This is a genomic window from Parageobacillus galactosidasius, assembly GCF_002217735.1.
GTDB lineage: Bacteria > Bacillota > Bacilli > Bacillales > Anoxybacillaceae > Parageobacillus_B > Parageobacillus_B toebii.
Window position 1 is genome coordinate 755194 of record NZ_NDYL01000001.1, and the last position, 13407, is coordinate 768600.

9 protein-coding genes and 2 pseudogenes are annotated in these 13407 nt (G+C 40.7%); 8 read left to right on the top strand and 3 right to left on the bottom strand.

From position 1 onward, the window contains the following. Positions 1-149 precede the first annotated feature (149 nt). The 5 genes from B9L23_RS04060 to B9L23_RS04080 all read left to right on the top strand — a co-directional run bounded on the left by B9L23_RS04060 (position 150) and on the right by B9L23_RS04080 (position 6369). Positions 150-1427, top strand: a complete 1278-nt coding sequence (locus tag B9L23_RS04060; RefSeq protein WP_089096918.1) for a sugar ABC transporter substrate-binding protein — start codon at positions 150-152, stop codon at positions 1425-1427. 68 nt (positions 1428-1495) lie between these two features. Continuing rightward, positions 1496-2776 (top strand): sugar ABC transporter permease, encoded by a 1281-nt coding sequence (locus B9L23_RS04065; protein WP_012749389.1) that lies wholly within the window; start codon positions 1496-1498, stop codon positions 2774-2776. Beyond that, on the top strand, positions 2776-3618 hold the full coding sequence (locus B9L23_RS04070) for a sugar ABC transporter permease (RefSeq protein WP_012749390.1): 843 nt from the start codon (positions 2776-2778) through the stop codon (positions 3616-3618). The genes B9L23_RS04065 and B9L23_RS04070 overlap by 1 nt, the downstream gene beginning before the upstream one ends. Before the next feature lie 78 nt (positions 3619-3696). Further along, positions 3697-5229 carry an alpha-amylase family glycosyl hydrolase gene (locus tag B9L23_RS04075; protein WP_089096919.1) on the top strand — a complete coding sequence of 511 codons (1533 nt, stop codon included), beginning with the start codon at positions 3697-3699 and terminating at the stop codon, positions 5227-5229. Positions 5230-5343: 114 nt separating this feature from the next. Further along, positions 5344-6369, top strand: a complete 1026-nt coding sequence (locus tag B9L23_RS04080; protein ID WP_062753848.1) for a LacI family DNA-binding transcriptional regulator — start codon at positions 5344-5346, stop codon at positions 6367-6369. A gap of 258 nt (positions 6370-6627) precedes the next feature. Here B9L23_RS04080 and B9L23_RS04085 read toward each other — a convergent pair. Next, positions 6628-7911: pseudogene (locus tag B9L23_RS04085) on the bottom strand (glucose-6-phosphate isomerase); the annotation flags it as partial. Between the two features lie 127 nt (positions 7912-8038). Here B9L23_RS04085 and B9L23_RS04090 point away from each other — a divergent pair. Further along, positions 8039-8455 (top strand): annotated as a pseudogene (locus tag B9L23_RS04090) (transposase); the annotation flags it as partial. A 257-nt stretch (positions 8456-8712) separates the two neighbouring features. Here B9L23_RS04090 and gnd read toward each other — a convergent pair. Beyond that, positions 8713-9615, bottom strand: coding sequence for a phosphogluconate dehydrogenase (NAD(+)-dependent, decarboxylating) (gnd, locus tag B9L23_RS04095; protein WP_089096920.1), 903 nt, complete (start codon positions 9613-9615; stop codon positions 8713-8715). Positions 9616-9729: 114 nt separating this feature from the next. Further along, positions 9730-11187: a glucose-6-phosphate dehydrogenase gene (zwf, locus tag B9L23_RS04100; RefSeq protein ID WP_062753843.1), complete on the bottom strand. Its 1458-nt coding sequence runs from the start codon at positions 11185-11187 to the stop codon at positions 9730-9732. Positions 11188-11751: 564 nt separating this feature from the next. Between zwf and hxlR the strand changes: the two genes are divergently transcribed. Together hxlR and B9L23_RS04110 are read left to right on the top strand one after the other, a co-directional pair. Beyond that, positions 11752-12117: a transcriptional activator HxlR gene (hxlR, locus tag B9L23_RS04105; RefSeq protein WP_062677804.1), complete on the top strand. Its 366-nt coding sequence runs from the start codon at positions 11752-11754 to the stop codon at positions 12115-12117. 425 nt (positions 12118-12542) lie between these two features. After that, positions 12543-13400 carry a carbon-nitrogen hydrolase family protein gene (locus B9L23_RS04110; protein WP_089096921.1) on the top strand — a complete coding sequence of 286 codons (858 nt, stop codon included), beginning with the start codon at positions 12543-12545 and terminating at the stop codon, positions 13398-13400. The last annotated feature ends 7 nt before the right edge of the window (positions 13401-13407 follow it).

Here is a 13407-nt window from a genome sequence, read left to right on the forward strand (position 1 = left end):
CTTGTCAAATAAAAAATAGACGGTATAATGAAAGTGAGTGGTGCAATCGTTTTCATAGATAACTTACTCTTTTTTTGTAGTTTTGTGCAAACGATTTCCTAATACAAGCGATTGCGCTATAAGTGAATTAACTTTTAGGAGGGGGATATATGAAAAAAGTTGTTTCATTGTTTATGGTGATGATTCTTCTGATCGGCGTTTTGGCTGCGTGTGGTCCAAAGCGTGATACCGAACAAGTGAAAGAAAACAAAAAGGAAACTACAACAGAAAATGTAAAAAAACCAGAAAAATTAGTTGTTTGGGTAAATGATGAAGAAAAGCAAAAACAGGCATTAAGCGATATCTTTAAAAAATACACAGAGAAAACAGGAATCAAAATTGAAATGGTCGCTGTGAACATGCTTGATCAAGCGAAAAAAATAGCGCTGGACGGTCCGGCAGGAAAAGGTCCAGACGTGTTTTTCCAGCCGCATGACCGCATTGGTGACATTGTTCTCCAAGGTTTAGCTGATCCAGTTGATCTTGGCGATGCAAAAAGCGAATATAACAAAACAGCAATTGATGCGGTTACTTATGACGGTCAAACTTATGGTGTACCTTTTGTCGTGGAAACATACGGTCTATTCTACAACAAAGATTTAGTACCTGAAGCTCCGAAAACGATGGAAGATCTTATGAAAATCGCGAAAGAAAAAACAAATGCTGCAAAAGACCAATATGGTTTCTTGATGGAAGCAGCAAACTTCTATTTTGTCTATCCATTCTTTGCAGGGTATGGAGGCTACGTGTTCCATAACAAAGATGGCAAAGTGGACACAAGCGATATCGGGTTGGCAAATGATGGAGCTGTAAAAGGGGCCGAACTTGTTCAATCTTGGTTTAAAAATGGATACATTCCAAAAGAAATTAACCAAGATATTATGAACGGCTTATTTACAAAAGGAAATGTAGCGACGGTTATTAGTGGCCCATGGAACATTGCCACATATCGTGATGCGTTAGGGGATAAATTAGCGACTGCTCCACTTCCAGTATTAGAAAATGGCGAACATCCAAAATCGTTTGTCGGTGTGAAAACATGGATGTTATCTGCTTATTCGAAGAACAAAGAATGGGCGACGGACTTTATGAAATTTGTGACTAACGAAGAAAATTCACTTCATTACTATGAAGTTGCGGGTGAAATGCCAGCAAATGAAAAAGCGTTAACAAATGAAAAAATTAAAAATAACCCATTAATTTCCGGATTTGCAGAGCAAATTCAATACGGAGAGCCAATGCCAAACGTACCGCAAATGTCACAAGTATGGGAGCCAATGGGTAACGCTTTACAATTTATCGCAAAAGGTGATAATCCGAAAGAAGTATTAGAAGAAGCAGTAAAAACAATCCAAGATAAAATCGCTGCAAGCGGCGGTGGAAAATAATCAGGGCTGTGAATGGTGGATAGAGCTGTTCTATCCACCATTCTTATCACGCATAGGAGGGATTCACCATGTCTGAGAAAAAGGTGCGGCATAATCCGACTATCGCCGTCATTCTTTCTATCCTTTTTGCAGGCTTGGGACAACTATACAATCGGCGTTATCTAAAAGGGATTTTATTTATCGTGATTGAAATAGCGTTTTTAACAACATTTTATAATTTCTTAAATATTGGGTTATGGGGGCTTATTACATTGGGAGAAATCCCAATGGTAGATCATTCGATTTTTCTATTGATTCAAGGGCTAGTATCTGTCATTATCATTGTATTTGCAGTTGTTCTCTATTATTTCAATATTGTCGACGCACGCAAGGATGCGCTTCGTCTGCAGCGGGGAGAGCCATTCCCGTCGCTTATCGAATCATGTAGAAACGCATGGGATAAAGGATTTCCATATGTATTTGTCACTCCTGGTCTTGTCATGCTGGTATTTATTGTCGTGCTACCTCTACTTTTTATGGTATCCCTAGCGTTTACTGATTATAACTTATATAATTCTCCACCGCGCCATTTGTTGCATTGGGTTGGGTTTGAAAACTTTAAAAACTTAGTATCCGTGCCAATTTGGCAAAATACATTTTTTAGCGTTTTTTCGTGGACGATTGTTTGGACGATTGTCGCAACGACGTTACAAATTGCGCTTGGGTTGTTTTTAGCAGTACTTGTCAATGACCCGCGCATTAAATTCAAGCGATTCATTCGCACTGTGTTGATTTTGCCTTGGGCGGTCCCTTCGTTTGTTACTATTCTTGTATTTGCGGCGATGTTTAACGATAAATTTGGTGCAATTAACCGCGATATTTTAAGCGCATTTGGTGTAATGATCCCGTGGATGACCGATCCGTTTTGGACAAAAGTAGCGCTTATTTTAATTCAAACATGGCTCGGGTTTCCGTTTGTATTTGCGCTATTTACAGGGGTTCTTCAAAGCATTTCCCGCGATTGGTATGAAGCGGCCGATATTGATGGGGCGACACGCTGGCAAAAATTCCGGTCAATTACGTTGCCGCATGTATTGTATGCGACTGCACCGCTTTTGATTATGCAGTATGCGGGCAACTTTAATAACTTTAATATTATTTATTTATTCAACGATGGCGGTCCGGCAGTGCGTGGTCAAAATGCCGGAGGAACCGATATTTTAATTTCTTGGGTATATGATTTAACGTTTACGACAAACAACTACAATATGGCTGCAGCGATTTCCATTATTATCGGATTGATTGTGGGCGGCTTTGCTTTATACCAATTTAGACGTACACGTTCCTTTAAAGAGGAGGGGAACATTTAATGAGTCGAAAAACAAAATCACGAATCGAAGTCACGTTGATTTATTTATTTATTGCATTTATGTTTGTTATTATCGCATATCCGCTTCTTTGGACCATTAGCATGTCATTCAATCCGGGAACGAGCTTATATTCTGCATCGTTAATTCCAGAAAAGCCGTCTTTGGAACATTATAAATGGTTATTTACAAGCCCGCAGAGTGATTATTTGCTATGGTATAAAAATAGCTTATTCGTTGCGTTTGCCAATTCTATTTTATCTGTCTTTTTTACAGCATTAATTGCTTATGCGTTTTCCCGCTACCAATTTGTTGGACGGAAAATGGGATTATATTTATTTCTTGTGCTACAAATGTTTCCGTCATTGATGGCGATGGTCGCACTTTATATTTTACTAAATATGCTTGGGCTTTTAGACTCTCTATGGGGACTTATTCTCATTTATGTCGGTGGGCAAATTCCGTTTAACGCCTGGCTTGTTAAAGGGTATTTTGACACGATTCCACGCGAGCTTGATGAGGCGGCACGCATTGATGGTGCAGGACATTTGGCTGTGTTTTTCCGAATTATGCTTCCGCTGGCGAAGCCGATTTTAGCGGTTGTTGCCCTATTCAATTTCATGGCGCCGTTTACTGATTTCTTATTGCCATCTATCGTTTTGCGTGATCCAGAAAAATATACGCTTGCAGTCGGATTGTTTAACTTTATTAGCGACCGATTTGCCAATAACTTTACTCGTTTTGCCGCTGGTTCTATTTTAATTGCTGCGCCGATTGCCATCGTATTCTTATTCTTGCAACGTTATTTAATTTCTGGCTTAACAGCAGGTGGAACAAAAGGGTAATAACCGTTATGATAAGAATGGTATTACCCCTTTCCGATAAAGCAAACAATACTACGATTAAAGGGGGGGGAAACGGAAATGGGGAATCGAGTATTCGCTTTATTTATGCTTCCGTTTCTTCTTTTTTGTGCGGTTCCGGTACAAGCTGCTGAAAAAGAAGAACGGACATGGCAAGATGAGGCAATTTATTTTATTATGGTCGACCGCTTTAACAACATGGATCCGACGAATGACCAAGACGTTAATGTCAATGACCCAAAAGGCTATCACGGCGGTGATTTAAAAGGAGTGACCGCCAAACTAGACTACATTAAAGATATGGGATTTACGGCGATTTGGCTGACACCGATTTTTAAAAATGAACCGGGCGGCTATCATGGCTATTGGATTCAAGACTTTTACAAAGTCGATCCGCATTTTGGCACGATGGAAGATTTAAAAACGTTAGTGAAAGAAGCGCATAAACGCAACATGAAGGTGATTCTGGATTTTGTCGCCAACCATACCGGCTACCACCATCCATGGCTGAACGACCCAGCGAAGAAAGATTGGTTTCATGAGAAAAAAGAAATTTTCGACTGGAATGACCAAAAACAAGCAGAAAATGGATGGATATACGGACTGCCTGATTTAGCGCAAGAAAACCCTGAGGTGAAGCGGTATTTAATTGATGCGGCAAAGTGGTGGATCAAACAGACCGATATTGACGGCTATCGTTTAGATACTGTTCGCCATGTGCCAAAATCATTTTGGAAAGAGTTTTCCAAAGAAGTAAAATCAGTTAAAAAAGACTTCTTGCTGCTTGGAGAAGTATGGGCCGATGATCCGCGCTATATTGCGGATTACGGAAAATACGGAATTGACGGTTTCATCGATTACCCGCTTTACAATGCGGTAACGACGACATTGACGAAACGGGATCAATCATTGCGGCCGCTTTATGACGTATGGGAGTATAATAAAACATTTTACGACCGTCCGTATTTGCTGGGAACATTTTTAGACAACCACGATACGGTCCGGTTTACGAAGCTCGCTTTGGACAACAAACAAAACCCGATTTCCAGAACAAAGCTTGCTTTATCATATTTATTCTCAGCTCCTGGCATTCCGATTATGTATTATGGAACGGAAATTGCGATGAACGGGGGAGAAGACCCCGATAACCGCCGCTTAATGAATTTCCGTGCCGATGATGAAATTATTCAATATATCAAAAAGCTGGGGGAACTGCGAAAGCAGCTTCCGTCACTAAGACGAGGCGATTTTACGTTGCTGTATGAGAAGGACGGCATGGCTGTATTCAAACGGCAATATAAAGAGGAAACAACAGTGATTGCGATTAATAATACAAGCAAAACGCAAAAAGTGCATATTACGAATGAACAGCTTGCACCTGGCAAAGAATTGCGCGGGCTGCTTGCCGGAGATTTAGTGCGGAGCGACAGCGAAGGCTATGATATTATTATCAATCGCGAAACGGCGGAATTTTATGTTGTTGCCGATAAAACAGGCATAAATATTCCGTTTATTGCTGCGCTTGTTGCTGTTTACGCATTATTTGCCCTGTTTTTGTATTTTGCCAAAAAGCGGTCGAAACGGACGACGTAGAATAAAAAGAAAAATGGCTTTCTACATGCACAAAGGCGCTGAAAGTGAATAATGAGGCGCGACTAGCATGATAAACAACGTATACTATGGATAAAAAGCAATGGGGGAGTAAAGATGAACGTCACGATTAAAGATGTTGCAAAACGAGCAAACGTGGCTCCCTCCACGGTTTCCCGCGTTATTGCCGACAGTCCGCGAATTAGTGAGAAGACGAAGCGAAAAGTGCGACAGGCAATGAAAGAACTTGGCTATCATCCGAATTTTATTGCGCGCAGTTTGGCGAGTCAAGCGACACAGGTGATCGGAATTGTCATGCCGAGCGCTGCCGAACTAGCGCTGCAAAACCCGTTTTTTCCAGAAGTGATTCGCGGCATCAGCAAAGCGGCGCATGAGAAGAAATATGCGCTGCAAATGTCGACGGGAGAAGAAGAAGATGAAATTTATGAAGAAGTCATCGACATGCTTCAAGGCCGCCGCGTGGACGGGGTGATTTTGTTATATTCGCGCATCGATGATAAGCTGATGAAATACTTGCAAAAAAATAAATTTCCGTTTGTTGTTATCGGAAAGCCGCATCAAAAAGAAGAACAAATCACCCATGTGGACAACGATAACTATCGGGCGGCGAAAGAAGCGGCCCAGCATTTAATTGAGTTAGGGCACGAACGAATTGCCTTTGTCGGCGGAAATAAGAAATATTTAGTGACCGTCGACCGATTGCACGGCTATGAGGCGGCATTAAAAGGAGCAGGGCTTCCTTATCGGGAAGACTATATCATGCATGAAGAATTTCTGCAGGAAGGCGGTCAGGAAGCGATGAAGGAGTTGCTTTCGCTCGCAGATCCGCCGACCGCGCTTGTCGTCGCCGACGACTTAATGGCCTTAGGCGTGCTGAAGACATTGGATGAAATGGGACTGCGCGTTCCCGATGACATTTCGATCGTCAGCTTCAACAACACGCTGCTGGCGGAAATGTCGCGTCCGCCGCTGACATCGGTGGACATCCACATTTTCCAGCTCGGTTATGAAGCAACAAAAAGTTTAATCGAAAAAATCGCCAACCCGAACGAACCGGTAAAACGAATCATTATTCCGCATCGGATTGTGAAGCGGTTTTCGTGTGATTATTATCGGAAATAAAAAGCTGACACAAGCGATCACCCTGCACGTGATCGTTTGGAGTCGGCTTTTTTAAATTGGAAAGTACATGTACCTACACTCTATCGATCTGTATTAGACATACTGATTTTACTTGCTGAAAACGGTCTACATGCGGAAAAAGATTATAATCAAATTCAGGAAAAATGAAACTACCTGTCTCCTGCAGAGTTCAGGAAAACAGGTAGTTTAGATGTAGAGTCACATTTCAAGATAGCCATGATATCGAGTAAGAAAACGTTATTTAGATAACCGTTTCATGAGAGCCGCTTTTTCATCTTCAAAACCCGGTTTGCCAAGTAAGGCAAACATATTCTTCTTGTATGCTTCCACTCCCGGCTGATCAAACGGATTCACACCGAGTAAATGACCGCTGATGCCGCAAGCTTTTTCGAAGAAGTATACCATTTCACCAAAGGTGTATTCATTCATTTCATCCAGTTCAACAATTAAGTTAGGCACTCCACCGTCTACATGTGCTAATAGCGTGCCTTGAAAAGCCTTTTTGTTTACTTCATCCAGCGTTTTACCGGCCAAGAAATTCAATCCATCGATATTTTCTGGATCTTCTTGAATCGTCAGTTCGATTTGCGGTTTCTTGACATGCAGCACTGTTTCGATCAGATTGCGTCGGCCTTCCTGAACGTATTGCCCCATGGAATGTAAATCTGTTGTAAAGTCAACGGATGCAGGAAAGAGTCCTTTCTGATCTTTCCCTTCACTTTCTCCAAACAGCTGTTTCCACCACTCCGATACATAATGAAGGGATGGCTCATAATTAACCAATAATTCGATCGCTTTGCCTTTACGGTAGAGAATATTTCGTACAGCGGCATACTGATAACTCTCATTGGTTAAAAGATCGGGATTATTATATTTATGATATGCTGATGCTGCCCCTTCCATCATTCGGTCAATATTCAGTCCAGCTACAGCGATTGGTAATAGCCCAACTGCTGTCAGCACAGAATATCTCCCGCCTATGTTATCCGGAATAACGAACGTTTCATATCCTTCTTGATCGGCGAGCTTTTTTAATGCTCCTTTTGTTCGGTCGGTAGTAACGTAAATCCGTTTTCTTGCTTCCTCTTTTCCATATTTCTTCTCCATGTAATCACGGAAAATGCGGAAAGCAATGGCAGGCTCTGTCGTTGTTCCCGATTTAGAAATGACATTGATAGACAGATCTTTGCCTTCTAATACATCTAATAAATGAGAGATATAAGTGGAACTGATATTCTGACCAGCAAAATAAATTTGTGTCGTATCGTTCATTTGGTTATGAAAGGTATGGGATAATGCTTCAATAGCCGCCCTTGCACCCAAATAAGATCCGCCAATGCCGATCACCACAAGAGCGTCTGAATGATTCCGGATTCTTTCAGCAGCTTGTTTGATTCGCGAAAATTCGTTTTTATCATAGCGGATCGGCCAATCAACCCAACCGAGAAAATCCGATCCTGGACCTTTCCTTTCATGAAGCATATGATGAGCTGCTTTTACAAATTCGCTTAAATAATCTACTGTAGTTGAGCAATTTTAATTACAATAATTACCATGTAAAAGAGACAAACAGGGTACCCCTTATGCCACGTGGAGCTGTTTTTTCACGGTATCAATGGGAATATTTTGTTTCGCTGCACGGTAAAGCTACGAGGGAGCGCTGAAAGGTCTCGATGATGCCGTTGTGTTGTTGGCTTGGAAAGCCGATCAGCCGATGACACCTGAACATCTTCACTGCGTCTTGAGCACCGACCGGGAGCTAAGCGATGAAGAGATCTTGCGCTACTATGCCCAGCGTTGGTCGATCGAATGCTTTTTTCGACAAGCGAAAGACCAGCTGAAGCTCGATGGGTACCGCGTTCGTCAACGTCGGGCGGTGAAACGGTATTGGATCTTGGTGCAACTCGCTTATGTGTACAGTATGGTCGAATCCAACAGCGATTTCTCTACCGGGCTTGACTTCCTTCGAAAGAAGAAAGGACATAGCCTCGTGGAGTTTATTTACGATGCAGCGAAACAAGATATTCCCATTGATGTCGTTAAAAAACAGCTTCATGTGGCATAAGGGGTACTCCGTTTGTCTCTTTTTACATGGTAATTATTGTAATGAAAATTGCTCAACTACAGTAATCTAGTTCATTCTCTTGCATAAATGGTAATGCATTAGAGTAATCAAAAGAGATAGCCATATAACACTTCTCCTTTCTCTTCCAATTTTGCTGTGCATGTCCATTGATCATTTTGGACCTTACGTCTGAAAGGGGATTTTATGTTATTTCCTTAAAAGTTTTTTCTGGAGATGCTTCAAATGCTTATAACGGTTTATTTCTTCTCATTTTTTTCTACAGCATGTCCGCCAAATTCGTTGCGTAGAGCTGCTACCACTTTGCCTGTAAATGTATCGTTTTCTAATGAACGATACCGCATCAATAAGGACATGGCGATGACAGGAGTGGCAGTTTGTAGATCTAAAGCCGTTTCGACTGTCCATTTCCCTTCACCGGAAGAATACATAATTCCTTTGATTTCCTCTAATTTTGCATCTTTTGAAAATGCGCGTTCTGTTAATTCCATGAGCCATGAACGAATAACCGAACCATTATTCCACACTCTTGCAACTTTTTCATAGTCATAATCGAATTCGCTTTTCTCTAATATTTCGAATCCTTCGCCAATGGCAGCCATCATTCCATATTCAATCCCATTGTGGACCATTTTTAAGAAGTGGCCACTACCTGCTTTTCCTGTATATAAATACCCATTTTTGACAGCGGTATCTCGGAAAAGAGGCTCGACAATGTTCCAAGCTTCAGAATCCCCTCCAACCATGTAACACGCTCCATTACGAGCACCTTCCACTCCACCAGAGGTTCCAGCATCCATAAAGTGAATTCCAATCTCCTTTAGCTCGTTATAACGACGAATCGATTCCTTATAGTGAGAATTGCCACCATCAATCACGATGTCTCCTTTGCTTAAAAATGGTGTAATCTCACTAATCACCGAATCAACAACTGTGTGTGGAACCATCATCCAAAGAATTCTTGGGTTTTCTAATGATAGAACGAGATCCTTTAAACTGGATACGCCTTTAGCCCCGTATTTTTTTATTTCTTCAACCACATTTGCATTTACATCGAACGCCACTACTTCGTGCTTATGGTCAATGAGATTTTTACCTAAGTTTAATCCCATTTTTCCTAAACCGATTAACCCGACTCTCATGCTGACTACCTCCTAAAACTTGATCAAAGAAGATTTACTGGTAGAATAATGCATTTCCTATTTCACATATTGACAACTTAATTATGTTTTCAAGTTTGCTCTGAAAGTGATTGCCTACCGCCAATAAAATCCGTCTTCTTTCAATAATTGATAAGAAGCTTCTGGTCCCATCGAACCTGAACGATATGAATGAAGAGGAAGGAGATTTTCCTCAAATGCCTCTAAAACAGGTTGCACCCATTTCCAAGATAGTTCAACTTCTTTCCAATGAGCAAAGAAAGTCGAATCGCCATGTAAAGCGTCAAAAATTAAGAGTTCATAGGCTTCGGGTACCTCTTTCTGATTAGTCGTAAAGTGCATATGAACAGGTTCCATTTTTCCATTGTTGAATACATTTTTACTATTGAATTGCAACGTAACACCTTCGTTCGGATTGATTTGAATCACCAAAAGATTAGGAGCTGTTTTCTCATTTTTCGGTAAGTACCATTCCTTTAATGGATTTTTAAATTCAATGACAATACGTGTGGACTTTTCCTTCATTCTTTTACCTGTACGGATATAGAATGGTACCCCGCTCCAATTTTCATCATCAATCCACAAACGAGCAGCAACAAATGTCTCCGTTGTTGAAGAAGCATCGATTTCAGGTTCTTCTTTATATCCAACAACTGGTTTACCATGGATTTCTCCAGGACCGTATTGACCACGAACGACGTGTAAACCTACTTCTTCTTTCTGTATTGGTCGAAGAGATTCCATGATTTTTCTTTTCTCATTACGGATGTCTTTTGCGCTAATCTGTTTTGGCAGGTGCATGGCTGTCATCATCAACAATTGCAGCATATGATTTTGGAACATATCGCGAATGGCTCCTGCCTGATCATAATAGCTTGCTCTTTGTTCTACTCCAACCGTCTCACTTGCCGTAATTTGTACATTGGCTATATATTGATTGTTCCATATCGCTTGAAACACAGGGTTGGCAAACTTTAAAGCTTCAAGGTTTTGGACCATCGGTTTTCCAAGGTAATGATCCACCCGATAAATTTCTTCTTCTTCGAAAGCTTGACTTAACTTTTCGTTTAAATCTTGGGCCGATTTTATATCGTGACCAAAAGGTTTTTCGATAATCAGACGTTTCCAACCATTGGTGGATCCTAATCCACTTTCCTTGATGTTTGACGTAATCACATCAAAAAATTCTGGCGCAACAGATAAGTAAAACATACGGTTTTCAGGAATATTCAATTCTTTTTCACGTTGTTGAACAATTTCGAGCAACTTTTTATACCCTTGTGCATTCGTTACATCTAAAGAAGTATAACGAAACGCACGGAGAAACTCTTCCATTTTGGAACGGTCATTTGTCAAACGTCTAGAAAAGGTTTTTACCGAATTTTCCACATATATTTGAAATTCATCATCGGATAATTCTCTTTTACTTACTCCAATAATGGAAAACGACTGAGGCATTTTTTGGTCGAGAAATAAATTATATAATGCAGGGAAAATTTTTCGTTTAGCTAAATCACCTGTTGCCCCAAACAAGACAAAGGTCATCGAATCCAATGTTATCCCCCCTGTCTTTTTGAAACATTTTTCAAAAAGAATAAAGCTGATAGAGCAGATGTAACAAGGTTTACTACATTGCAAGAATTGGTATTTTTGTGAACAGGAAGAAGGTCTTGTTCTTGTATTTTTTCGTTCATGAAAGTTCAACAAAGACGAGGGCAGCTTTTGTTCCTTCCAGCGTTTTTAAAACATCGAGAGCATTCTCTCCGAAATAAATATCGCGTGGAATAGTAAAACGATTCATGCTGCTCCCTCCAGTGCTCGTAATTGGTTTACAGATGCTAGTATAATGCGTATAAAATTTATTGAGAAGTACGCACTTTATTATCATGTAGTGATAAAAAAATAATATAGTGTAAAAAAATATACCTAATGATATAAAAGGCATGCAGATACAATGAACGGAATGTATCATGAAGAGACCTTTACCATCCAGAGAAATGAATGCCATCTGCTATGAGTGAATAAATGTGTATAACATTTATTTGACAGTATGTGTTTTATTATTATAAAGTGAAAATGAGTATACCATGGGCTGTAATAAACATGGGAGGTGAAACGATGGGACACGTTTGTGGCAAGACGTATAACTGTGAAAAAGAATTAACACTCGCTGTTATAGGCGGTAAATGGAAAATGCTTATTTTATGGCATCTAGGAAAAGGGGGAAAGAAGCGGTTTAGTGAACTAAAAGCTCTCATGCCGGGGATCACCCAAAGAATGCTTGTTAACCAGTTGCGAGAGCTGGAGGAAGATCAAATTGTTCATCGCGAAGTCTATCCTGTTGTTCCACCAAAAGTAGAATATTCACTGACCGAGCATGGAAAAAGTCTGATGCCAATTCTTGATGCTATGTATGAATGGGGCAGAAACTATATGGAGACTGTTGTCAAAGGTCAAGTAAAAATCAATGAGGCCGCCAAGTAGAAAAAACTTTCCTCCTTTAAAGCTTCGAAAACTCCCTGCTCGTCCTCCTTAATATACTTTTACAGGCAGGCAATTTTCATAGAAAATGCACACTTATCGATATAGAGATGAAGAAAGCAATAAGTTTATATTAGACGTTAAAAAACCAGCGGACAACCATCTTTATGAAAGATCCACTGTCCGTTGGTTTTTTTGTATGTACGTGGTTGCAGATCACAAAGCATCACCTCTATCATCCCCTCATCGTTTCTACAGACTTCTTTTTTATTCTCCTTTTTTTCGTTTATCCTCTTTTAGTATACTTTTCCACACTATGTAACACAAAAGTGTGTACTTGTTAAATTGAATGATGTGTCTAATAATATCAGTATCGCCACTGACTGGGGCGAAACGTTACTAGATGGATAACAAGAGAGGGGGAGACTATGAAACTGAGAGTTTCAGCAGTTCAATATCATCTTCATACCATCCAATCATTTGAGGAATTTGCCAAACAAGTAGAACATTATATTAAAACAGCCGAAGAGTTTGGGGCGGATTTTGTCTTGTTTCCGGAATTTTTCACCACCCAGCTAATGTCTATTGGCAACCAGCAAGGGCAACCTTTGACCATTCAAGATCTTCCTGATTTTACAGAACAATATCGGTCTTTATTTATTAATTTGGCTAAGCAAACAAAGATGCATATTATTGGAGGAACCCATGTCATCCGTAAAGGCGAACGATTATACAACGTTGCTCATTTATTCTATCCAGACGGAAGAGTTGCCGAACAGCCAAAGCTTCATATCACTCCGACGGAAGTAAAGGAATGGAATATGTCTCCTGGAGAAAGCTTGCAGGTGTTCGAAACAGACAAGGGAACCATTGCGATGTTGACTTGCTATGACATCGAATTTCCAGAAATCGTTCGAATGGCAAAGGCGAAAGGGGCTGATGTCATTTTCTGCCCTTCATGCACCGATGATCGTCACGGATTTTATCGTGTCCGTTACACCAGCCATGCGAGAGCAATCGAAAATCAAGTTTATGTCGTCACCACTGGTACGGTAGGTTCCCTTCCTACGGTTGATTTCATGAGGGCAAATTTTGGGCAAGCGGCGGTGATTACACCGAACGATATCCCATTTCCTCCGCGCGGCATCTTGGTAGAAGGAGAAATCAATCATGATATGATTGTAACCGCTGATCTCGATTTAGAGCTGTTATATCAGGTTCGCGAAAGCGGTTCTGTCACCACGTGGCGTGATCGACGCACGGATCTTTATCCGGATTGGAAATAAGATGTGA